Origin of the sequence: Streptomyces ipomoeae 91-03 (assembly GCF_000317595.1) — a bacterium.
GTDB classification, from domain to species: Bacteria; Actinomycetota; Actinomycetes; order Streptomycetales; family Streptomycetaceae; genus Streptomyces; species Streptomyces ipomoeae.
Genome location: NZ_AEJC01000250.1, coordinates 1 through 23709, shown reverse-complemented (window position 1 = coordinate 23709; position 23709 = coordinate 1). Strand labels below are relative to the sequence as shown.

Here is a 23709-nt window from a genome sequence, read left to right as displayed (position 1 = left end):
GGGCACGCAATCAGAAACCCCGACCGCCCCCGGGGAAAGGACACGACGCCATGTCGGAAGCAGCCACGCACTCCACTGCGACGGGTCCTGGAACGCCGCCCGCCGTCGCACCGGCCCCCGCCCCGCCGACTCCCGGCTGGCTCACCTCACTCGAGCCACTGCTCCGGGAGTGGTTGCCGAGGCAGCGCTGGTTCGCGGGGAAAGGGCGACCGATCAGCGGGTTCAGCCTGGTGGCGGCGACCGAGATGCTGCCGGTGGGGTCCGCGAAGGCGGGGCTGCTGCATCTGCTCGTACGCGCCCATCAGCCGCTGGTGCCCGCGCAGGGCGCCCCGGCCCATCCGGGCGACTGCTACCAACTCCTGCTCGGCGTACGGAAGACGCTGCCGCCCCGGCTCGCTCCGGCGCTGATCGGACATGCGACCGAGGGGCCGCTGTCCGGGCAGACGGTGTACGAGGCACTGCACGACCCGCGCCTCGCCGACGTCCTCCTGGAGGCGCTGCGGGCGAAGGCGCGCGTCGGTGAACTCCGCTGCGAGCGGGACATGCGCCTCGACATACCGCAAGGACTCGTGCCGCGTGTGGTGACGGCCGAGCAGTCCAACTCCTCGATCGTCTATGGCGATACGTTTATCCTGAAACTCTTCCGACGGGTCGTGCCCGGCGCCAACCCCGACCTCGAACTCCCGTTGGTGCTGTCGCGCGAAGGGTGCCCCCGGGTACCGGCTCCGGCGGCCTGGATGGTGGCCGACCTGGGCCCCGCCCCCACCCCCGAGCACCACGTCCTCGGGGTGCTCCAGCCCTATCTCCAGGGCGCGGCGGACGGCTGGGAGCTGGCGCTGAGCATGCTGGCCAAGGGCGAGGACTTCTCCGCGGAGGCGCGGGCACTGGGCCGGGCGACGGCGGAGGTGCACCTCGCGCTGACCCGGGCCCTGCCGACGGTCACCCTGGGCCGACCCCAGCTGGAGCTGCTGGTCGCCGGGATGACCGAGCGACTGGAGGCGGCGGCCCAGGCCGTACCGGCCCTCGGCCCCTACGCCCCCGCCCTCCGCACGGCCTTCGCGGCGCTGGCCGACCTGGCCGCCGAGGGCCACACATGGACGGCTCAGCGCATCCATGGGGACCTGCATCTCGGGCAGTGCCTGCGGTCGCCGTCCGGGGGTGGCGCCGAGGTGGTCGATGGCGGGGGCGGGGACGAGGACGCCGGCGGTGGCGGAGGTGAGTGGTCGCTCGTAGATTTCGAGGGCGAGCCGTCGAAGCCGCTGGCCGAGCGACGGATGCCTCAGCCGGTCGCCCGCGACATCGCCGGGATGCTCCGCTCCTTCGACTACGCCGCGCACTCCGTGCGACCACCGGCCGACGACTGGGCGTCCGCCTGCCGGGCCGCGTACTGCTCCGGCTACGCGGACGTCTCCGGGACCGACCCGCGCACCGATCCCGTACTCCTGCGCGCCTACGAGACCGACAAGGCGGTGTACGAGGTCCTCTACGAGGCCCGCCACCGCCCCGACTGGCTCCCGGTACCGCTGGCGGCCATCCACCGCCTCGCCACCGACGCCGACCCCACCCCTTGACCCCGCTCCACCCCAAGCACCCGAGTCCCACCGAGGAGGCCGTCCCTGTGACTCCCCGCCCGTCGCCCGACGACAGCACCCAGAACCCCGACTCCGCCGCCGCCGAAGGGCCGGCCCCGGCGAAGAAGACGGCCGGGAAGAAAGCCGCGGCGAAGAAGACGACGGCCAGGACAGCGAAGAAGGCGGTCACAAAGGCGGCGACGACGAGCCCGGCGAAGGCCGTCGCGAAGAAGACCACCGAGGGGACGGCCACGGCCAAGAAGACGACGGCCGGGAGCAAGACCGCGACGACGAAGACGGCTACGACGACGGCTGTGGCGAAGACGGCTGTGAAGAAGGTGGCCGCCACGAAGACGGCCGCGAAGAAGGTGGCTGCGAAGAAGGTCGCCGCCAAGAAGACGACTCCGGTCGAGACGGCCACGGCGAAGAAGGCGACCCCGGTCAAGACAGCCACGGCGAAGAAGACCGCAGAGAAGTCCGCGACGAAGACGACCACGGCGAAGAAGGCCGTGACCAAGAAGGCCGTGGCCAAGAAGCCGGTCGCGAAGAAGGCCGTGGCCAAGGCCGCCGCCGAGAAAGCCGTCGCCACGAAGGCCGCTACGAAGAGGACGGTGAAGCCGCGGCAGGAGACGGAGGAGGCGGCGCTGGTCCCGGCCGTCCCACCGGCTCCCGGTACGGCCGTGGCGGAGCCCCCGGCCACCGAGCCCACCACCGTCGAGCCGACGATTCCCAGGCCCTCCACCCCCGGGCCCTCAGCCACCGAGCCCGGTGCCGCCGAACCGACCGCTCCCACTCCCTCCACCGAGTCGGTCCGCATCCCGGCCCCTGCCCATGCCACCGACCCGAACGACGCCCCCGCCCCCGTCCCCGCCCTCACCCAGCCCGCCTACTCCCCCGCCATGGACGGCGACGACCGGCATCGGCTGCTCTCCGGTACCCACCACTCGCCGCACTCGGTGCTCGGGGCGCATCCCGCACCCGGTGGTGTCGTGTTCCGGGCCTTCCGGCCGTACGCGCTCGGGGTATCGGTCGTCGTCGGATCGCTGCGGGCCGAGTTGCACGACGACGGGGAGGGGTTCTTCTCGGCGCTGCTGCCGTTGCGGGAGGTGCCGCCGTCGTACCGGCTGCTGATCTCGTACGAGGGGAACGAGCTGGAGACGGATGACGCGTACCGTTTCCTGCCGGCCATCGGGGAACTGGATCTGCATCTGATCGGCGAGGGACGGCACGAGGAGCTGTGGCGGGCGCTCGGGGCGCAGCCGATGACGCACCAGGGTGTGACCGGCACCCGCTTCACCGTGTGGGCGCCGAACGCGCGCGGAGTGCGGCTGGCCGGGACGTTCAACTTCTGGGACGGCACGGGTTGTCCGCTGCGCTCGCTGGGATCCTCGGGGGTGTGGGAGCTGTTCGTGCCCGGGATCGGTGAGGGCGAGCTGTACAAGTTCGAGATCACGCGCCCGGACGGCTCGAAGACCCTCCGGGCGGACCCGCTGGCGCGCCGCACGGAGACCCCGCCCGGCACGTCGTCCATCGTCCACGCCTCGCACCACGAGTGGGGCGACGGGGACTGGATGGCGAGGCGGTCCGAGGTCCCGGCACACGAGGCCCCGTTCTCCGTCTACGAGGTCCATCTGCCCTCCTGGCGGCCGGGGCTGACCTACCGCCAACTGGCCGAGCAACTGCCGGCGTACGTCTCCGAGCTCGGCTTCACCCACGTCGAGCTGCTGCCCATCGCCGAGCACCCGTTCGGCGGCTCCTGGGGCTACCAGGTCACCGGCTTCTACGCCCCCACGGCACGCCTCGGCACACCCGACGACTTCAAGTACCTGGTCGACGCCCTGCACCGGGCCGGGATCGGCGTGCTCATGGACTGGGTGCCGGCCCACTTCCCGCGTGACGACTGGGCGTTGGCCGAGTTCGACGGGCGTCCGCTGTACGAGCACGAGGACCCGAGGCGGGCGGCGCACCCGGACTGGGGAACGCTGGAGTTCGACTACGGGCGCCGCGAGGTGCGCAACTTCCTTGTGGCGAACGCCCTTTACTGGTGCGAGGAGTACCACATCGACGGGTTGAGGGTGGATGCCGTGGCGTCCATGCTCTACCTCGACTACTCGCGCGAGCCGGGCCAGTGGACGCCGAACGAGCACGGCGGCCGGGAGAACCTGGATGCCGTCGCCTTCCTGCAGGAGATGAACGCGACCGTGTACCGGCGGGTGCCGGGGGTCGTGACGATCGCCGAGGAGTCGACGGCCTGGGACGGCGTCACCCGCGCCACCCACCACACCGGGCCCGGCGGCTTCGGCGGCCTCGGCTTCGGGCTGAAGTGGAACATGGGCTGGATGCACGACTCGCTGAGCTATATGCAGCACGAGCCGGTGCACCGCAAGTACCACCACAACGAGATGACGTTCTCGATGGTGTACGCGTACAGCGAGAACTACGTGCTGCCGATCTCCCACGACGAGGTCGTGCACGGCAAGGCCTCGCTGGTGTCGAAGATGCCGGGCGACTGGTGGCAGCAGCGCGCCAACCACCGCGCCTACCTGGGCTTCATGTGGGCCCACCCGGGCAAGCAGTTGCTGTTCATGGGCCAGGAGTTCGCCCAGGGCGCGGAGTGGAGCGAGGCGCACGGTCCGGACTGGTGGCTGCTGGACCCTGCGTACGGGGCCGAGCCCGACCACCGAGGTGTACGGGACCTCGTCCGTGACCTGAACCGCGTCTACCGCGCCACGCCGTCCCTCTGGCAGCGGGACACCCAGCCGTCCGGTTTCGCCTGGATCACGGGTGACTCCGCCGACGACAACGTCCTGGCGTTCCTGCGGTTCGACGCGGACGGCGTTCCGCTGCTGGCCGTCTCCAACTTCAGCCCGGTGCTTCGTGAGGAGTACCGGTTGGGGGTGCCGGAGGACATCCCGGCGTGGCGTGAGGTTCTGAACACGGACGCGGCGTCGTACGGCGGGGGTGATGTCGTGAACCTCGACGTGGTGAAGCCCGAGCCCCACGCCTGGCACGGCCGCCCGGCCAGCATCCGCGTCACGCTCCCTCCCCTGTCCACCCTCTGGCTCCGCCCCGCCTAGCCCCCTCGCCCCCGCCGCCCCTACCCGTCCCATCCCCCAGGGGCTCCGCCCCTTCGACCCCGCCGCGCGCGCCCCCGACACCCGCACCACCGAACTATGCGGGCTCAACTCATACCGCACCGGCAACAACCGCAACCCCCGCACCACCGGCCCACTCCGCCACGGCAACTGATCCGGCGGCAGCGTGAGCTCCGCACGAGCGAAGTGGTCGAAGATCCGACCCACCGCCGTGGTCACGATCATCCCGGCAAGCTCCCGTGCGGCACTGGGACACTGATGCGCCCCGGCCCCCCAGGCGAGATGGGCCCGCGTACTGATCACGGAGTCGACGATGTGCGAGGACCCGGCGGCGAGCAGATCCCGATGGGCGGCGGCGACGGACGGGGAGACGATGTCCCCGGCACGAATCCAGAAGTTCCCCAGCCGCACATCACGCGCGGCGAACCGGAAGCACAGATTGGCGGTCGGCGGATTCGCGAGCGCCGCCCGGTTGACCGTCTCACCGACCTGCCCGGCGGACAGACTCCGCCGCACGGTCGCGTTGCCGCGCAACACCTCCAGCAGGGTGTTGCAGACCATGTTCCCGGTGATGTCGTTGAGATAGACGGCGTTCATGAACAGCTCACGGCCCAACTGCTCGTCGCTGAGCGAGGGATCGGAGAGCAGCATGTACGAGGTCAGGTCCTCCCCCGGCCGCGACCGCCGATGCGCGGCCAGCCGGGTCATCGCGCCCAGCGCCCGCCCGGTGGCCGCCCCCGCCTCCGGACCGCCGTCGAGCATCCGCCACAGGTCCATGACCATCTCGTCGCCCAACTCCACCGGGCAGCCGAAGAGCTTCGTCGTCACCATGAGGAGCAGCGGCCGGGTGTACTGCGCGGCGAGGTCGGCGAAGCCGCTCGTGCCGGCCTCCGCGGCGAGCATGGCGATGAGTTCGTCGGCGTACTTCGCGACGGCGGCCCGCAGCTCCCACCCCTCGGGGCTGTGCCCGTCCGGGAAGGGCCGCATCGCCGAGTGGTAGGTGTGCCGGGCGGCCCGGTGTTCGTCGTCGTCGAAGAACATGGTCTGCCGCACCTCGTACCCGGCGAGCAGCGGCCAGTCCTTCGGCAGTCGCCCCTCCGCCCGGGCCCGCCAGTGCCGTACGTCGCGCCGCCAGACGCTGTCGTTGCGCAGGACCTCCAGCACCTCGCGGTAGTCGAGAACCAGCCACACCGGCACGCCCATCAGCCCCACGGGTGCCACGGGGCCGTACGTTCTGCGCAGTCGCTCGTAGACGCTGCCCGGGTCCACGTCGAACTCCGAGGTCAGCAGGGGTTCCACGGGTAGTGATTCCAGTGTGGGGTTGCCTGCCGGAGCGGCCGCGAACGGATGAGTTTCCATGACCGACACGCATACCGCATGACGCCTGCACGAGCAGTGACGATGACGTGAACTGTTACGGCTTGGTGATCCCTGACGCACGTGAGGTGACGGTGGCGGCCATCGTGGAGTGCGGGTAACACCACCATGGGTGCAAACGCCCCCGTCCGGGGCGCGCGAGACCACGCCCCACGCCCCCCAGCCCACAGCCCGGGTCCCACCCGGCACTCACCCCGCAGGACCCGGCCCACGACCCTCAGCCCGCCGCCAACGCGTCCAGTCCCTCCGCCAACGCCTCCGGCAGCTCCTCCGCGTGCACGACCCCCAGCGCCTGCGTGGCCCGTGTGAGCGCCACGTACAGATCGCTCGTACCGAAGCGCCCCGGCTCGACGACGAGGACCGAGTCGAACTCCAGCCCCTTGGCCTGCCGGGGGTCGAGGAGGACGACGGTCCTGGTCAGGTCCGGTTCCGCGCCGGCCGTGACGCCGTCCAGGCGGGCCGCCAGCGCCCGGTGCAGCTCGCGCGGTGCGATGACGGCGAGCCGCCCCTCGGCCGGGGTCAGTTCGGCGACCGCCTTGGCCACCTCCCCCGGCAGGTCCCGTACGGCCGCGCGGCGCGCCCAGGGTCGTACGCCCGTCGACCGCACCGAGCTCGGTGGCTCGAAGTCCGGCCGTTCGGCGCGTACGACACCGGCGGCGACCCGCATGATCTCGGCGGGGGTGCGGTAGTTGACGCCGAGCCGGGTGTGCTTCCAGCGGTCCTCGACGTACGGGGAGAGGATGTCCGCCCATGAGCCGACGCCGGCCGCCTCCGCCGTCTGGGCGGGGTCGCCGACGAGGGTCATCGAGCGGGTCGGCGAGCGCCGCATCAGCAGCCGCCAGGCCATCGGCGACAGCTCCTGCGCCTCGTCGACGATGATGTGCCCGAACGCCCAGGTCCGGTCGGCCGCCGCCCGCTCGGCCGCGCTGCGGTGGTCCTCCTCCTCGTGCCGCTCCGCGAACCGCTCGGCGTCGATGATGTCGTGCGCGGACAGCACCTCCGAACCGTCGGGATCGCTGTCCTCCTTGTCCTCGAACTCGTAGGTACGGGAGGCGTACGACACGTCCAGCACGCCCTGCGCGTAGGCGATCTGGGTCTCCCGTTCCCGCTCGGCGCGGGCCCGCGCGACCCGGTCGTCCTCGCCCAGCAGTTCGGCGGCCTCGTCGAGGAGGGGCACGTCGGCGATGGTCCAGGCGCGCGTGACGGGACGGCGTACGGCGTCGGCGTCCGCTTCCGACAGGAACCCGTCCGGCTCGGCGAGGAGGTCGGCGATCAGACGGCGCGGGGTGATCCGGGGCCACAACTGGTCGATGGCGGACCAGACTTCGGGGTTCTCGGCGAGCTCGTCGCGGATCTGGGTGATGTCGGAGGCGTCGAGGAGGTTGGAGCCGTCGTAGGGGTCGGTGCCGATGCGTTCGGCGACCATGTCGGTGAGGGTGTTGAGGATGTAGCCCTCGAAGTGCTCGCGGGCCACGTTGTGCGGGAGTTTCGCCTCGCGGGTGCGTTCGCGGGCGACCCGTACGAGGTCGTCGTCGAGCATGAGGATCTCCCGATCGTGCTCGATGGCGATCACCGGGTCGGGCAGCACCTGCCGGGCCCGTACGACGGCGGCGAGCACGTCGGCCATGTCGGCACGCCCCTTCACCCGGGCGGCCTCCGGGCTGTCGGTCGCGGTGGCCCGTACGCCGGGGAACAGCTCGCCGACGGTCGACAGCAGCACGCCCGTCTCGCCCAGCGAGGGCAGCACCTCGCCGATGTAGCCGAGGAAGGCGGGGTTCGGGCCGACGATGAGGACGGCGCGCTTGGCCAGCAACTCCCGCTGCTCGTACAGCAGGAACGCGGCGCGGTGCAGCGCGACGGCCGTCTTGCCCGTTCCGGGGCCACCCTCCACGACCATCACACCCTGGTGCGGCGCGCGGATGATGCGGTCCTGCTCGGCCTGGATGGTCTGCACGATGTCGCCCATCCGGCCCGTGCGGGCGGAGTTGAGGGCGGCGAGCAGCACGGCGTCACCGGTGGGGTCCTCGTATCCGGTGCGGGTCTCGTCGCCGAGGTCGAGGATCTCGTCGTGCAGGGCGGTGACCCGGCGGCCGTCGGTGGTGATGTGCCGGCGGCGGCGCAGCCCCATCGGGGTGTGGCCGGTGGCGAGGTAGAAGGGCCGGGCGACCTCGGCCCGCCAGTCGATCAGGATCGGGGTGCGCTCGGCGTCGTCCTCGCGCAGCCCGATCCGGCCGATGTGATGGCTGCCCCCGTCGGCGAGGTCGAGCCGCCCGAAGCAGAGCGAACCGTCGACGGCGTTCAGCGCGGCCAGCAGCCCCGAGCGCTCGGCGACCAGGATGTCCCGCTCCAGCCGCGCCTGCATGGGCGTGTTGCCCTGCGCCAGCGCCTCGCCGACCGCGCCCTCGGTCTCACCGCGCAGGGCGTCCACGCGCGCGTACAGTCCGTCGATGAATTCCTGCTCACGCCGCAATTCATCTTGCGAAAAGCCGGTGTTTGACAATTCCACTCCCGCCCGGATATACTGTGCTCACTGAACTTCTTTTGCGACCGATTCCCTGAAGTCGCGAACCCCTGAAGATACGCGAAGAAATCCCCCGAGCGCAATTGCTCGGGGGATTTCTTCGTTTATGGCTCGGAGGACGTTCGGCGGCTCAGAGGACGTCGGCGAGTTCCTCCAGCAACCGTCGCTTCGGCCGGGCACCGACCATCGCCTTCACCGGCTCACCACCCTTGAACAGCATGAACGTCGGCATCGAGAGCACCTTGTACGCGTTGGTCGTCCCCGGATTCGTGTCCACGTCCAACTGCACCACCTTCAGCCGCTCCCCCTCCTCCGCGGCGAGCGCGCTCAGCACCGGCCCCATCTGCCGGCACGGCGGGCACCAGTCGGCCGTGAATTCCACCAGCACCGGCAGCTCCGCCCCGATCACCTCCGCCTCGAAATCGGCATCCGTCACCTCGGCGACACCCATAGCCTTGATCACGCGACTACCCCTCTCACGAGACAACCCCTCACGAGACAATCCCTCCCAGTTCACATCCCGGCTCCGGACCACCCGGAACCTCCGCCTCGGCCGCCAGCCGCTCCCGCGCCGCCTCCGCCCGCGCCAACTGCTCCCCGACCCGCACCCGTACGGCCGTCAACTCGCCGATCAGCGCGTCGAGTTCGGCGAGCTTCCGCCGGTACACCGCGAGCGACGCCGGGCACGAGTCGCCCTCCGGGTGCCCCGCTCGCAGACACTCCACGAAGGGCCGCGTCTCCTCCAGCTCGAAGCCGAAGTCCTGCAACGTCCGGATCTGCCTGAGCAGCTTCAAGTCCCGCTCGTCATACGTCCGATATCCGTTACCGCTCCGCCGCGCGGGCAGCAGCCCCCGCGCCTCGTAGTACCTGAGCGTCCGTGTCGTGGTCCCGGCCCGAGCCGCCAGTTCGCCGATGCGCATACGGCGACGGTATTCCTTGACGCCGGGGTCAAGGCAACGGGTGATCGGGGCGGCTGGTGGGGGGCCGGCCGGAAGGCCGACGGGATGACCGGCCGGGGGGCCGAAGGGAGCGCCGGTCGGGCGACCGACGAGACTGAGGGGTCCCTGCCCCTTGCCCCCCTGCCCCTGCCCCTGCCCCTGCCCCTGCCCCTGCCCCTGCCCCGAAGAGTGCACCGCTGAGAGGACCGATGAGCAGTCGTACGACACCGCCCCGCCCCGTCGACGTGGAGGTGCTCTTCCCCGCGCTGGCCGACCACCGCCGAACGACGACCCGGCTGCACCCGCGCCCCGGGAGTCCGACCGTGCGGGACTCTTCGGTGGGCGGGCCGTTGTTGTGGCCGGCCGACGAGCCGTGGCCGATGTGCACGGAGCCGCACAAGCGCGACAGCGGACGGCGCCCCGAGAACATCCGGCGCTACCGGCGGGTCCTCGCGGCGGCCTGGGCCCGCACCCCCGCCCCGGGCGAACGCCCCGGCCCGACCGACGAAGAGCGCGAACTCCTCACCGAACTCCAGCGACGACACCGCGTGCCCGACCTCCCGGACACCGCCCCCATCCCGATGATCGGCCTCGCCCAGCTCTACCGACGCGACATCCCCGACCTGACCGCCGGCCCCGCCGACCGCGACCTCCTCCAGCTCTTCTGGTGCCCGTTCGACGCCCACAGCGCGCCCGGCGGACTCCTGCACGGCATGTCGCTCCGGCTGCACTGGCGGGACTCCGGCGCCGTCACCGACGCGACCGCCGTACTGGACACCCCACAGCCCGAACCCGAGGTGGTCGGCTTCGACGGCTATGTACCCGAGCCCTGCGTCCTGCACCCCGAGCAGGTGACGGAGTACCAGTACGCCGACCTCCTCCCGCCCGACCTGCGCGACGCGATCGACGAGTGGGACGCCGACGGCGACCTCTACCAGTACGACCTCTCCATCACCGAGGGCTGGAAGGTCGGCGGCTACGCGTCCTGGCACCTCACGGACCCGTACCCCATGAACTGCGCCGACTGCGCCACCCCGATGGAACTGCTCCTGGCCATCGACAGCTATGAGTGGGACGGCCGGGAGTCCAGCTGGACGCCGATGGAGGACCGGGGTGTCACCCTGCCGATGCGCGACGTCAAAACCCCGACCCAGGTCATGGTCGGCCGCACGGGCACCGGCTACGTCTTCATCTGCCCGACCGATCCGGTGGCCCATCCCCACCGGATCAGCGTTCAGTGACGCAGTGACGCAGTGACCACGAAAAGGCCGAGCGGCCAGGTCAATAGGGGGAGGACCTGGCCGCTCGGTGTTCTGGGGAGCTGTGCAGTTGTTCAGGTGGTGCGGAGACCGTACGGCCGGGTCTACGGGGGGGGAGGACCCGGCCGTACGGCGTTCTCGGAGCCGTGGGACGTGGACCCGCGGCGCTACCCTCGGCGCCCCTCGTGGAGCGTCACGCCTTGGCGAGAGTCTTCTCACCGTCCGGCTCGGCGTCGGTGTCCGCCTCCGGCACGGCCCCGTGGTCGTCCAGCAGCGTCTTCTCGTCGAAGGGCAGCTGCCCGGCGAGCACCTGGTCGACCCGGGCCCGGTCGATCTCCTTGGTCCATGTACCGATGAGGACCGTGGCGACGGCGTTGCCCGCGAAGTTGGTGAGGGCGCGGGCCTCGCTCATGAAGCGGTCGATGCCGACGATGAGGCCGACGCCGTCCACGAGGGCGGGCTTGTGGGACTGAAGACCACCGGCGAGGGTCGCGAGGCCGGCGCCGGTGACGCCCGCCGCGCCCTTGGAGGCGACCAGCAGGAAGAGCAGCAGCGCGACCTGCTCACCGATCGCCATCGGCGTACCCATGGCGTCGGCGATGAAGAGGGACGCCATGGTCATGTAGATCATGGTGCCGTCGAGGTTGAAGGAGTAACCGGTCGGGACGGTGATACCGACGACGGGCTTGCTGACACCCAGGTGCTCCATCTTCGCGATGAGGCGCGGCAGCGCGGACTCGGAGGAGGAGGTGGACAGGATCAGCAGGAACTCACGGCCGAGGTACTTGAAGAGCGAGAAGACGTTCAGGCCGGAGACGACCTTCAGCAGCGCGCCGAGGACGATGAAGACGAAGAGGAAGCAGGTGATGTAGAAGCCGAGCATCAGCACGGCGAGGCTCTTGAGCGCGTCGAGGCCGGCGGAACCGGTCACGGCCGCGATGGCACCGAAGGCACCGATCGGGGCGGCCCACATCACCATGGCGAGGATGCGGAAGACGAGACGCTGGATGTGCTCGATGCCGCGCAGGATCGGCTGGCCGGCGTTGCCCATGGCCTGGAGCGCGAAGCCGGCGAGGAGGGCGATGAGCAGGGTCTGGAGGACCTCGCCGCCGGTGAAGGCGGAGACGATCGTGGTCGGGATGATGCCGAGCAGGAACTCGGTGGTGTCCTTGGCCTCGGCCGACACCTGCGCCTGACCGGTCTCCTTGATCGCGTCGGTGACCGCGAGACCCGTGCCGGGTTCGACGATGTTGCCGACGACCAGACCGATCGCGAGGGCGACCAGCGACATGATCAGGAAGTAGACCAGCGCGATACCGCCGACCGCGCCGACCTTGGCGGCCTTCCGTACGGAACCGATGCCCAGCACGATCGTGCAGAAGATGATCGGGGAGATCATCATCTTGATCAGGTTCACGAAGCCGGTACCGATGGGCTTCAGCTCGACCGCGAAGTCGGGGGCGATGAGACCCACGGCGATACCGAGGGCCACGGCCACGATCACGGCAATGTACAGGTAGTGCGTGCGGTCCCGCCTGGCGGCGGGTGCTGTAGGTGCCGTATTGGTGGTGCTGGCCACGGCTGCCCTCCTCGTCGACGACGTCGTCGGCTGTCGGCTCTCCCGGCGTGCGGCTCACGTCCGGTGGGGTGGAGGAAGACGGTCTCCGGGGGGGGAGACGGTCTCCCGAGAATGCGGGAGTGGGGTCCCGGGCGGAAGCGGGTGCTCCCTGGTGGGGAGCGGGGCTCCCGGCGGGCGGGAGCGGGTGCTCCCTGAGTGGGAGCTGGCTCCCGGTGGCGGGAGCGGGTGGCTCCCTGATGGGGGAGCCGGGCCCCTACGGCTCGGGGGTGACGCTCCCGTTTCATTGGGGTGACTATCTCCCGCCCTGTGAGGGCGGTCACCCTTACGTTCATTTAGTTCGCGCTCACGTGGAGAGGCAGACTGTTCGCATGCGCGTGCCCCGCTTCCCCCGCCCCCGCAGCCTGGCCGGCCAGCTCTTCGCCGTGCAGGCCGTGCTGATCGCGGCCGTCCTCGCCGGGTACGCGCTGTTCACGTACATCAGCGACCGCTCCCAGGCGGAGGAGGCGGCGGGCCGCCAGGCCCTGGCGGTGGCGGCCACGGTCGCCGACGCGCCCTCCGTACGGGACGCGATACACACCGACGACCCGACCGACCGGCTCCAGCCGTTCGCCACCGAGGTCCAGCAGCACGCCGGCGTCGACTTCGTGACGATCATGACCCCCGACGGCATCCGCTGGACGCACCCGGTGAAGGCGCGGATAGGGCAGCGCTTCGTGGGCCACATCGAGAAGGCCCAGAAGGGCGAGTCCTTCACCGAGACCTACACGGGCACCCTCGGCCCGTCCGTCCGCGCGGTCACCCCGATCACGGAGAACGGCGAGGTCATCGGCCTGGTCAGCGCTGGCATCAAGGTCCAGGCGATCAGCGACCGGGTCCAGGACCAGCTGACGGCCCTGATGGGCGTCGCCGCCGGCGCCCTGGCCCTCGGCGGCCTCGGCACGTACATCGTCAACGCCCGCCTCCGCCGCCACACCCACAACATGAACGCCGCCGAACTCAGCAACATGCACGACTACCACCAGGCCGCCCTCCACGCCGTGCGCGAGGGCCTGGTCATGCTCGACGGCCAGTACCGGGTGGCGCTGATCAACGACGGCGCGCGGGAACTGCTGGGCGTGACGGACGACGTGGTGGGCCGCTCGGTCGCCGAACTGGGCCTGCCCGCTCCCCTGACGGGCGCGCTGCTGGCGTCGGAGCCCCGCGTGGACGAGGTCCACCTCACGGCGGACCGGGTCCTGGTCGTCAACACCTCCCCCGTGTCCGGCGGCGAGCGCCGAGGCACGGTGGTCACCCTCCGGGACGTCACCGAACTCCAGTCCCTGATGGGTGAGCTGAACTCCGAACGCGGCTTCACACAGGCGTTGCGGTCACAGGCGCACGAGGCGGCGAACCGTCTCCACACGGTCGTCTCCCTCATCGAGCTGGGCCGGGCGGACGAGGCGGTCGACTTCGCCACGGCCGAACTGGAACTGGCCCAGGCGCTGACCGACCAGGTGGTGGCGGCGGTGACGGAGCCGGTGCTTGCGGCGCTGTTGCTGGGGAAGACGGCTCAGGCGAACGAGCGGGGCGTGGAACTGGTGGTTTCGGAAGACAGCCGCATGGACGACGGCTTGCTACCGGAGTCGTTGTCGGCGAGGGACCTGGTCACGGTCCTGGGCAACCTGATCGACAACGCGGTGGACGCGGCACAGGGGACGGTGGGGGCGCGGGTGACGGTGACCGCGTACACGGATGGGCCGGATGCCCCGGGGACATCGGAGGTGCCCGGCACGTCGGAGACAACGGATGCCTCCGACAGGGTCTCGGGGCCCCCGGGGGCCTCCACGCTGGTGCTGAGGGTCGCCGACACGGGCAGCGGCGTCGACCCCGCCCACGCCGAGGCCGTCTTCGAACGCGGCTTCTCGACGAAACCGGCGGGCCCCGGTGGCAGAGGCCTGGGCCTCGCCCTCGTACGACAGGTGACCCGCCGCCACGAGGGCACGCTGACGGTGTCGGAGGCGCCCGGGGGCGGCGCGCAGTTCGAGGTCCGTCTGCCGTTGCGCACGACGCCGGTCACCGAGTCCGTGCGTCCGGCCGGGTCAGCCGCCCAAACGACCGTTCAGCCGGTGACGACCGCGCCCACCGCGCCCTCTGCCTCGGGAGGCGACCGCTCATGACCCAGTCGGACCCCATCAGAGTCCTGGTCGTGGAGGACGACCCCGTGGCGGCCGACGCCCACATGATGTACGTCGGCCGTGTCCCCGGTTTCACAGCGGTCGGCAAGGCCCACACGGGCTCGGAGGCGCGGCGCGCGCTGGACCGCACACCGGTGGACCTGCTGTTGCTCGACCTGCACCTGCCGGACGTCCACGGCCTGCAACTGGCCCGCTCGCTGCGTGCCGCCGGCTACCACGCGGACGTGATAGCGGTGACGTCGGCGCGGGACCTGACGGTGGTGCGGGAGGGCGTATCGCTGGGGGTCGTGCAGTACGTCCTGAAGCCGTTCACGTTCGCGACGCTGCGGGACCGCCTGGTTCGCTATGCCGAGTTCCACGCGGCGGCGGGCGAGGCGAGCGGCCAGGACGAGGTGGACCGCGCACTGGCGTCCCTTCGCGCGCCGGGCCCGGCGGCCCTCCCGAAGGGGTTGAGCGCGCCGACGTTGGAGCGGGTGACGGTGGCGCTGCGGGACGCGGGCGAGGGCCTGACCGCGGCCGGTATCGCCGAGGCGGTGGGCATCTCCCGGATCACGGCGAGGCGGTATCTGGAGCACTTGGTGGACGCCGGTCAGGCAAGACGGCAACCGCAGTACGGGCAGGTGGGGCGGCCGGAGTTGGTGTACCGGTGGGGGAAGGGGCAGTAGGAACGGCCGAGTCGAGGAGGATCAGGGGCGCCGGGGGCGCGATCGGCTGACGGGCCCGGCGTAGAGGACGACCTGGACCCCCAACCCCACAACCGTGATCGCCTCGACGACGGAGAGCACGACAAGCCCTGGACTGGTCCTGCCGCTCACCCAGTAGACGAGCAGCCCGGCGAACGGGACGACACAGAAGGCCAGCAGATCGATCCCGCACTGGATGGTCTTCCGGGAACGCCGCCGGGCGTCGGACCGATGGGCCACTTCCCAGTCGAAAACCTTCTCCGCACCGGCGAGCCGTGCCAGCCGCGGCCCGAGATCGCCCCGCACGTACGCCCCGATCGCGGAGATCTTCTCGTCGTTGACGAGGTAGGTCCACCCGAGCACGACACAGACGGGCGGCAGCGCGAGCAGCATGGCGGGCTGCCTGGCCTGGGCGGTGGCCGCGATGACGGCGGCGAGGACGGTGAGGGTGACGTAGAGGAGGTTGTCCCGAAAACCGATACGGGTCTTCTGCTCGTCCTTGACGGTCTGGTACTCGACGATCAACAACTGCCCGACGGAGACACCCCCGTCCCGCTCCTCCTCCGACACCCTGTCCCCCTGTCTCGTCCCCGCCCGGCCCCAATGTGGCCGCCGCGCAGGCCACTTGGCGGTACAGGGGGAAGTACCCCGAAGAGAAGCACCTTAATGGGGCGCCCACCACCTCAAAGCCGCCGCAGACGCATTGACCTGACCAGACCACCCCCCTTACCGTCACCGGGCACCACCCAAGGCCACAGCGACGTAGCCAGCAGGAGGTCGTGCCCGTGCGCCCCACCGCACCCCACCCCCGCCGAATCGCCCGACTCCCTCTCCTCCTCGCCCTCACGGCAACCGCAGCGACAGCGCTCACCGCCTGCGGCGGCAGCTCCGGCAGTGACCCGAACACCCTGAAGGTCTCGTTCAAACAGTCCACGGACAACTCGATCCGCGTCATGGACACCTTCCTCGCCGACATCAAGAAGCAGTTCGAGAAGGCGAACCCCGGCAAGAAGGTGGAACTCGTCCCGATCAAGGCCCCGGACTCGGAGTACTACACAAAGGTCCAGCAGATGCTCCGGTCCCCGAAGACGGCCCCGGACCTGGTCTACGAGGACACGTTCCTGATCAACTCCGACATCACGAGCGGATATCTGAAACCCCTCGACGGTTACCTGGCCGACTGGAGGGACTGGGACCAGTTCATCGACACGGCCAAGACGGCGGCGAAGGCCGAGGACGGAAAGACGTACGGAATACCGGACGGCACGGACACCCGAGCCCTGTGGTTCGACAAGGGGATCTTCGAGAAGGCCGGCCTGCCCGCCGACTGGCAGCCGAAGACATGGGACGACATCCTGACCGCCGCCCGCACGATCAAGGAGAAAGTCCCCGACGTCATCCCCCTGAACGTCTACACGGGCAAACCCGCGGGCGAGGCCGCCACCATGCAGGGCTTCGAAATGCTGCTCTACGGCACGGACACCGCGACAGCCTCCACGTCCGACCCCCTGTACGACGAGAAGTCCAAGAAATGGATCACGGGGAGCGAGGGTTTCAAGGACGCCCTGACCTTCGTGGAAACGGTCTACAAGGAAAAACTCGGCCCGGAGGTCTCCGATGCCCTCGACCCCAACATCACGACCCGGGTCCGTGGCGAATTCCTCCCCGAGGGCGAACTCGCCATCAACCTCGACGGCTCCTGGCTCCCGCAGGACTGGCTGCCGGGCAGCGGCCACGAATGGCCCCAGTGGTCGGAGAAGCTCGGTCTCGCGTACATGCCCACCCAGCACGGCCAGTCCCCCGGCAAGGTGAGCATGTCCGGCGGCTGGACCTGGGCGATCCCGTCCAAGGCGGCGAATCCGGACCTCGCGTTCGAGTTCATCAGGGCGATGCAGACGAAGGCGAACGCGCAGAAGTGGTACATCTCCAACTCCGGGATAGCGGTCCGCAAGGACGTCGCCGAGGACCCCGCCTACGTAAAGGCCCAACCCGGAATCAAGTTCTTCACGGACCTCGTCCCCCACACGCACTACCGCCCGGCATACCCGGCGTATCCCAAGGTCTCGACCGCCATACAGGAGGCCATGGAGGGAGTGACGACGGGTGACGTATCGGTCGAGGACGCGGCGAAACAATACGACGAGGACCTGAAGTCGGCGACGGACAACCAGGTGACCGAAGGGTGAGCCCCCGCTCCTCCACCCCACCCCGCCCCGCCACTCACCCGGTCCCTCGCCCAGCCACTCACCCCGCCATTCGTTCCCTCACCCGGGCTCTCCCCCTCACCCCCGCCGTCATCCTCCTTCTCCTCTTCCTCGCCGGCCCGATCGCCTACTGCGCCTACATCGCCTTCACCGACCTCCAACTCACCGGCCAGGCCGAGGACTCCTTCATCGGCTTCGAGAACTTCCGTACGGCATTCGGGGACGAGGCATTCCTCAACGCGGTCTGGCTGACCCTCGTCTTCACCGTCGTATCGGCCCTGCTCGGCCAGAACACCCTGGGTCTGGCCCTCGCCGCCCTCATGCAACGCGCCTCGAAACCCGTCCGCACCCTCACCGGCGGAATAGTCGTCACGGCATGGGTACTCCCGGAAGTGGTCGCCGGTTTTCTCCTCTACGCCTTCTTCCGCCGCGAAGGCACCCTGAACGCCGTCCTGGAATGGCTCCATCTCCCCACCCAGAACTGGCTGTACACCCTCCCCATCCTGGCGGTCTCCTTCGCGAACGTCTGGCGCGGCACCGCATTCTCCATGCTGGTCTACTCGGCCGCCCTGAACGAAATCCCGAAAGAAATCACGGAGGCGGCGGAAGTGGACGGAGCCGGGGGCCGGCGCCGCCTCTGGCACATCACCCTCCCGATGATCCGCCGCTCCATCGCCACGAACCTCATGCTCATCACCCTTCAGACCCTCTCCGTCTTCGGCCTGATCTGGGTGATGACGAGAGGCGGCCCCGGCGGCAAAAGCCAGACGCTCCCCCTCTTCATGTACGAGGAGGCCTTCCAGAAGAGCATGATCGGTTACGGCACGGCCGTCGCGCTGCTGCTGTTGCTGGTCGGCGCCGTCTTCTCCCTCCTCTACACGCGCCTGCTACGGACGGAGGTCTGACCACCATGACCGCCCGAGCCACGCGGGTGGGCCGTTCTCGCCGTCTCGCCGCCGACGCCGGCCTCCTGGTCGTCGCCGCCGCGTTCGTCCTGCCCCTCGCCTGGGTGCTGCTGTCCTCCGTGGACCCGGACGCGGACCTGCGGGTGAAGACCCCCGACGGCCTCACCTTCGACAACTTCGACGCGATCCTGACCGACGACATCACGTTCACGCCGCTGCGGAACAGCCTGGTCCTGTGCGGGGGCGCGACCGTGCTGACGGTGGTGTGCGCGGCACTCGCGGCATATCCGCTGTCCCGCTTCAGATCCCGCCTGAACAGGCCGTTCCTCCTGACCATCCTCTTCGCCACGAGCCTGCCGATCACCGCGATCATGGTGCCGGTCTACGCGTTGTTCGTACAGATCGACCTCATCGACACCATGCAGGGCACGATCTTCTTCTTCGCCGCCTCCCAACTCCCGTTCGCCATCTGGTTGATGAAGAACTTCATGGACGGCGTACCGAAGGAGTTGGAGGAGGCGGCGTGGACGGACGGCGCGTCGTCGCTCCAGTCGCTGGTACGGATCGTGCTGCCGCTGATGGGTCCGGGGGTGGCCGTGGTGACCGTCTTCTCGTTCGTGATGATGTGGGGGAACTTCTTCGTCCCCTTCATGCTGCTCCTCACGCCGGATCAGATGCCGGCGGCCGTGAGCATCAATGAGTTCTTCGGGAATCGGGGGACTGTGGCGTACGGGCAATTGGCCGCGTTTTCGATCATTTACTCGACGCCGGTGATTTTGCTTTATGTGCTGGTGGCTCGGCGGTTGGGTGGGGGGTTCGCGTTGGGTGGGGCGGTCAAGGGGTGAGGGGGAGGGACGTCGTTGTCCCAAGGCTTCAGCTCGGGCGCGAGCTTCGGCGGCCATGTCCAGTGCGTTGGCGCGGGTGTAAGCACCGCCTCGGGGGGTGAGCCGGTCCACCCGGAAACCAGTCCTTCCCCTGGGCCGGATGCGCGGTCTCCACAGCAAGCGCCGTCTTCCCGATACCCCCGAGCCCGGACACAGCGGCGACCAGGACCGCCGCGGACCCCCGCGTCCGAGGCACATCCGCCGGATCAAGCGCCCGCAGCGGCTTCTTCGTCTCCACTCCCCGCCCAGTGAACCCACCAGGCCTCGGCGGCGGCGAAGCCATGGCCTCCGGCGCGGCAGCCGCCCCGGCGGCCTGCTGCACCACAACCTGGGCGCCGACGACCTCCCCCGGAAAAACCCCACCCCGGAAGTCGATGTGATCACCGCCGTACCAGCCCACCCCACTCCCCGGCGCATGCGCCTCCATGGCCGCCACCACAGCGCGCGCGACCTCGGGATCGCCGGCGAGCAACTCCGCCACACCGGCACCCCACGCCCCCACGTCCCGCCCCGGCACTCGCGCCGCCAGTTCCGCCACGGCCCGGCGCCCGGCGTCCCCGCCCGCACCGTCGGCCAGGGCCGCAGGCAACGCCGCCTTCATGTGACCGTCCGTCCCACGTTCCGCACCGTGGGTCAACGGTACGGCGTCGGAGGCGAGTTCGCGCCGATATCGCCGCCCCCCGGAACCGGCGGAATGGAACCGGCCCCAGCGCAGGCCAACGCTCCGACAGGACACCGGACTTGGCAGTACCTTGGACAGGTGCCCAAACCCGACACACAGCCCACGACGGCAGTAGTACTCACCGCTCTCCCCGTCGAGTACAACGCCGTCCGCGCGCACCTCACGGACACCGAGGAACTCGTCCACGACGACGGCCCCCGCGTCGAACGAGGCCGGATCGAGGACACCTCCTGGACGGTGGCGATCGCCGAACTGGGCGAGGGCGCCGTGAACGCCGCCGCGCTCACCACACAGATCGTCGGCTGGCTCCGCCCGGAGGTCGTCCTCTTCGTCGGAGTCGCGGGCAGCCTGAAGCGCGACATCGAGATCGGTGACGTCGTGGTCGGTACGAAGGTGTACGGCATCCAGGGCGGCAAACAGACCCCGGACGGCTTCCAGGCCCGGCCCGAGGTCTGGCACGGCTCGGGCCGGCTGGTGCCGGCGGCTCGTTCCGCGCTGCGGGACATGACGGACGTCGTACGGGGCCATCTGAAGCCGATCGCATGCGGTGACGTCGTCCTCGCCGACGACAGGTCCGCCCTCGCCGAACACATCCGCCACCACTACAACGACGCCTGCGCCATCGAGATGGAGGGCTCCGGCGCCGCCCACGCGGCCCACCTCAACGGCCAGTTGGACGCCCTCGTCATCCGAGGCATCAGCGACCGAGCCAACCGCCACAAACACAAGGCCGACGCCTCCGGCTCCCAGGAACTGGCCGCCGAACAGGCCGCCGCGGTGGCCGTCGCCGTCCTCCGCAAACACCGTCCACGCGGCGGCGGCACCTCCGACTCCAAGGAGGGGCCCTTTCGCACCACCGAGAACGCCGTCTACGGCGGAGACCACTTCGACTTCCGGCACAGCACCTTCAACGGCACCTTCATCGCCAAGTCCAACGGACGCTGACGACCGCCGGCCTCACGGCCACCTCCACGGCCCGGTCCCGGTGGCCACGACCACGCTCCCGCCCCGGCCTCCTGGCTTCACCGGCCGCACAGCGGAGCTGGCCCGCCTCCTCCCTCGCCTGGCCCCGGCCCCCGACGACGACGACGCCGCCGCCCCGCTCCCCCTCCTCATCTCCGCCGTCACCGGCATGGGCGGCATCGGCAAGACAGCGCTCGCGGTGGAGGCGGCACACCGGGCCCGGGCACAGGGCTGGTTTCCCGGCGGCACCCTTTTCGTGGACCTGCGCGGCTACGACGACAACCCGGTCACGGCGGACCAGGCGGTCCTGGCCCTGCTGGACGCGCTTGGTGTACGGGGCCCGGATCTGCCGCCGACGACGGCACGGCAGTACGACGAGTACCGCGCTCTCCTCGAAGCGCGCCGGGATCGGATGCTGCTGATCCTGGACAACGCCTCGGCGCCGTCCCAGTACCTCCCCCTGCTGCCCGGCACGCATCACCATCGGGTCCTGATCACGTCCCGAGACCATCCGAACGTGTCCTCCGTACGCGTGATCGACCTCGACGCACTGGCCCCGGAGGAGTCGGTCACCCTCATCACCCGGGCCCTGCACGACGGCGACGAACGCGACGACCGTCCGGCGCGGGAGTCAGAAGCCCTGCGCGAACTGACCGCCCTCTGCGGCCACTTGCCCCTCGCCCTCGAGATCGCCGCCGCGATGCTCCGCCGACGCCGGTACCGTTCCGTCGGCTCACTGGTGGCCGAGATCAAGGAGTCGGAGAACCCGACCGTCGTCTTCGACAAGGGCAGCCCGGGTACGGATCTGTACGGCCGCTCACTCGTGCTCCGACCGGTTCTGGAGACCTCGTACCGCCGACTGCCACCCGATCAGGCCCGGTTGCTGCGCCTGCTGTCCCTTGCCCCCGGTGCGGAGACGACCACTGAGACGGTCACTGCTCTGGCTGACCTGGGCACGGATGCCACGCTGTCCTTGCTGGAAGACCTGGCTGCCACGCATCTGGTCACGCCGGTCCGAAGCGGCGAGGGATCGGTCTCCATGCTTCGGTGGCGATTGCACGACCTGGTACGGGCGTTCGGAGAGGGTGTCGTGGCCAGGAGCGAGGCTTTACGGGAGGAAGGCGAGGCGGCTCGGGAGCGGGTGCTGTCGTTCTACTGGCGCTGGGCGGATGCGGCCGATGACCGGTTGCGGTGGCTGCCGGGGAGTCAGGAGCCGGAGCGCTTTGCAGACCGGGGAGAGGCATTGGCCTGGCTGGACGGGGAGCGTGCGGGGCTGGTGGCGGCAGTGTTGTGGGCGCGGGAGGAGCGGTTCGCGGACACGGCTGTGCGGCTCGCCGAATGCCTGGGCGTGTATCTCGAGTGGCGCCGGTACTTCGACGACTGGATCGCCGTCTCCCGTGCCGCGCAGGAAGCCGCCCGCCGCGCCGGGGATCGCCGCAACGAGGCCACGGCGTGGGACGCACTCGGCAACGCCCTGCGGGAGGTGGGCCGGCTGGAGGAGGCAATCGACGCCCACACCCGCGACCGGGACCTGGCCCGTGACGCCGGGGACCGCCACGGCGAGGCCACGGCATGGAACAACATCGGCGGCGCCCTGTGGAAGGCGGGCCGGTGCGAGGAGGCCATCGACGCCATCGCCCGTTCCCGGGACCTGTGCCGTAACGTCGGGGACCGCCACGGCGAGGCCATGACATGGAACAACATCGGCCTCGCCCTGCGGGAGGTGGGCCGATTGGAGGAGGCAGTCGACGCCCACACCCGCGCCCGGGACCTGCACCGAGACGTCGGCGACCGCCATGGCCAGGCCATGGCGTGGGGCAACCTCGGCCTCGCTCTGGAGGAGGTGGGCCGGGGCGAAGCGGCGGTCGAGGCGTATGGCAAGGCCCTGGAGATCTTTCAGGAGTTCGAGGACTGGTACCGGGCAGGCGAGGCCCTCCAAAACCTGGCCATCGCCCACGAGGACGCCCAACGCCCCGCCGAAGCCCGCGACCACTACCTCCAGGCCGCCGACGCCTACACCCGAGCCAACGCCCCCACCGAAGCGGCCCAAGCCCGCGCCTGGGCCGCCGAACTCGAATAACCCCGCCCGCTCTCACCCCCCATCCGCGAAGCCCCCGCACCCTCATCCAGGACATCAAGGCGGGCAAGGCCGACCACCTCCTGTAGCCGCCCTCGCCCAGTCACCCCGCCGACGGCAGTCAAGGGACGAGCGGCACCAGGCCGGTCGGGAGCCCACCGATCGGCTCCTCCTCGGTCGGGCCCGCAGACGGCGTCTCCCAGCTCTCCATCGCGACCGCCCGCTCCACCACGGCATATCCGATGCCCGCGGCTTCCCCGTACCGAGCCAGGGAGACCCGCACCCGCATGGCGCCCCTCAGCTCCGGGCGGCCGACGCCGATGTCCACGGTCTCCACTCCATCGGTCCGGATTTCAAGGAGCTCGACGCGTGCCGGCACATACGCATACCACGCCTCACTCTCACTCCCCAGCTCATCCAACAGCCAGGCGTACTTCAACAGCGGGGGTGCGTCGGAGCCGGGTGCCCAGTGGGTGTGTTCATGGTCGGCGGGAGGGGGAGACACGGGCCCGGCCACGCTGAAGGTTTCCAGGAGGGCCGGCACTCCCGCCTCCGGCTCGGGGCTCAACGCGACCTCGGCTCCATCCGGCCACGCCACCTCCACATACGGCGTCGCCTCCACCAGCGAGATCCGGCGTACGACCAGGCCCAGCCCCGCGCTCCCCCGCTGGATCGCCGCGAGGTCCGTGACCAGCGGTGCCCACCATTCCGCCGCGGGCCACCGCGCCGCCGGACGGTTCGGTCGAGCGCTCATCGCGCATCACCTCCGAGATCGCGCATCCTCTCGGGCTCCGAGT

At 70.2% G+C, this 23709-nt stretch carries 17 protein-coding genes; 11 read left to right on the top strand and 6 right to left on the bottom strand.

All coding sequences use genetic code 11. The annotated features are described in order from the left end of the window. Nucleotides 1-50: 50 nt before the first annotated feature. From STRIP9103_RS16295 to STRIP9103_RS53445, 3 genes are all read left to right on the top strand, one after another. Complete coding sequence (locus STRIP9103_RS16295; RefSeq protein WP_009312999.1) at nt 51-1571, top strand: maltokinase N-terminal cap-like domain-containing protein; 1521 nt, start codon at nt 51-53, stop codon at nt 1569-1571. A gap of 47 nt (nt 1572-1618) precedes the next feature. Beyond that, complete coding sequence (gene glgB / locus STRIP9103_RS16290) at nt 1619-4648, top strand: 1,4-alpha-glucan branching enzyme (RefSeq protein ID WP_009313039.1); 3030 nt, start codon at nt 1619-1621, stop codon at nt 4646-4648. A 613-nt stretch (nt 4649-5261) separates the two neighbouring features. Next, nucleotides 5262-5666, top strand: coding sequence for a hypothetical protein (locus STRIP9103_RS53445; RefSeq protein WP_158696880.1), 405 nt, complete (start codon nt 5262-5264; stop codon nt 5664-5666). Nucleotides 5667-6260: 594 nt separating this feature from the next. Here STRIP9103_RS53445 and STRIP9103_RS16275 read toward each other — a convergent pair. The 3 genes from STRIP9103_RS16275 to STRIP9103_RS16265 all read right to left on the bottom strand — a co-directional run bounded on the left by STRIP9103_RS16275 (nt 6261) and on the right by STRIP9103_RS16265 (nt 9484). After that, the gene (locus STRIP9103_RS16275) at nt 6261-8513 is read right to left on the bottom strand and encodes a HelD family protein (RefSeq protein ID WP_048820382.1); all 2253 of its coding nucleotides are present in this window, start codon (nt 8511-8513) and stop codon (nt 6261-6263) included. Nucleotides 8514-8694: 181 nt separating this feature from the next. Continuing rightward, nucleotides 8695-9051 carry a thioredoxin family protein gene (locus STRIP9103_RS16270; RefSeq protein ID WP_258543955.1) on the bottom strand — a complete coding sequence of 119 codons (357 nt, stop codon included), beginning with the start codon at nt 9049-9051 and terminating at the stop codon, nt 8695-8697. Nucleotides 9052-9055: 4 nt separating this feature from the next. Further along, nucleotides 9056-9484: a MerR family transcriptional regulator gene (locus STRIP9103_RS16265; RefSeq protein WP_009313008.1), complete on the bottom strand. Its 429-nt coding sequence runs from the start codon at nt 9482-9484 to the stop codon at nt 9056-9058. A 227-nt stretch (nt 9485-9711) separates the two neighbouring features. Between STRIP9103_RS16265 and STRIP9103_RS16260 the strand changes: the two genes are divergently transcribed. After that, the gene (locus STRIP9103_RS16260) at nt 9712-10743 is read left to right on the top strand and encodes a hypothetical protein (RefSeq protein WP_009313034.1); all 1032 of its coding nucleotides are present in this window, start codon (nt 9712-9714) and stop codon (nt 10741-10743) included. A 211-nt stretch (nt 10744-10954) separates the two neighbouring features. On the opposite strand, the gene STRIP9103_RS16255 is transcribed toward STRIP9103_RS16260, so the two are convergent. Next, on the bottom strand, nt 10955-12340 hold the full coding sequence (locus STRIP9103_RS16255) for a cation:dicarboxylate symporter family transporter (RefSeq protein WP_009313017.1): 1386 nt from the start codon (nt 12338-12340) through the stop codon (nt 10955-10957). A 368-nt stretch (nt 12341-12708) separates the two neighbouring features. On the opposite strand from STRIP9103_RS16255, the gene STRIP9103_RS16250 reads away from it, so the two are divergent. Both STRIP9103_RS16250 and STRIP9103_RS16245 read left to right on the top strand, forming a co-directional pair. Then, a complete protein-coding gene (locus tag STRIP9103_RS16250) occupies nt 12709-14496 on the top strand; it encodes a sensor histidine kinase (protein WP_009313000.1) in 1788 nt (595 codons plus the stop codon). Beyond that, nucleotides 14493-15179 (top strand): response regulator, encoded by a 687-nt coding sequence (locus STRIP9103_RS16245; protein WP_009313032.1) that lies wholly within the window; start codon nt 14493-14495, stop codon nt 15177-15179. Before STRIP9103_RS16250 ends, STRIP9103_RS16245 begins: the two co-directional genes overlap by 4 nt. Before the next feature lie 21 nt (nt 15180-15200). On the opposite strand, the gene STRIP9103_RS16240 is transcribed toward STRIP9103_RS16245, so the two are convergent. Next, entirely contained in the window at nt 15201-15767 is a 567-nt protein-coding gene (locus STRIP9103_RS16240; protein ID WP_009312991.1) for a hypothetical protein, read from the bottom strand. Nucleotides 15768-15982: 215 nt separating this feature from the next. On the opposite strand from STRIP9103_RS16240, the gene STRIP9103_RS16235 reads away from it, so the two are divergent. From STRIP9103_RS16235 to STRIP9103_RS16210, 5 genes are all read left to right on the top strand, one after another. Beyond that, complete coding sequence (locus tag STRIP9103_RS16235) at nt 15983-17383, top strand: extracellular solute-binding protein (protein ID WP_009313086.1); 1401 nt, start codon at nt 15983-15985, stop codon at nt 17381-17383. A gap of 68 nt (nt 17384-17451) precedes the next feature. After that, complete coding sequence (locus STRIP9103_RS16230) at nt 17452-18306, top strand: carbohydrate ABC transporter permease (RefSeq protein ID WP_048820397.1); 855 nt, start codon at nt 17452-17454, stop codon at nt 18304-18306. 5 nt (nt 18307-18311) lie between these two features. Continuing rightward, nucleotides 18312-19151: a carbohydrate ABC transporter permease gene (locus STRIP9103_RS16225; RefSeq protein ID WP_009313010.1), complete on the top strand. Its 840-nt coding sequence runs from the start codon at nt 18312-18314 to the stop codon at nt 19149-19151. 799 nt (nt 19152-19950) lie between these two features. After that, the gene (locus tag STRIP9103_RS16215; RefSeq protein WP_009313021.1) at nt 19951-20817 is read left to right on the top strand and encodes a 5'-methylthioadenosine/S-adenosylhomocysteine nucleosidase; all 867 of its coding nucleotides are present in this window, start codon (nt 19951-19953) and stop codon (nt 20815-20817) included. Between the two features lie 187 nt (nt 20818-21004). Next, the gene (locus tag STRIP9103_RS16210; protein WP_048820396.1) at nt 21005-22915 is read left to right on the top strand and encodes a tetratricopeptide repeat protein; all 1911 of its coding nucleotides are present in this window, start codon (nt 21005-21007) and stop codon (nt 22913-22915) included. Nucleotides 22916-23033: 118 nt separating this feature from the next. Here the strand turns inward: STRIP9103_RS16210 and STRIP9103_RS16205 are convergent, their stop codons facing one another. Continuing rightward, a complete protein-coding gene (locus STRIP9103_RS16205) occupies nt 23034-23666 on the bottom strand; it encodes a hypothetical protein (protein ID WP_009313082.1) in 633 nt (210 codons plus the stop codon). Nucleotides 23667-23709: the final 43 nt, after the last annotated feature.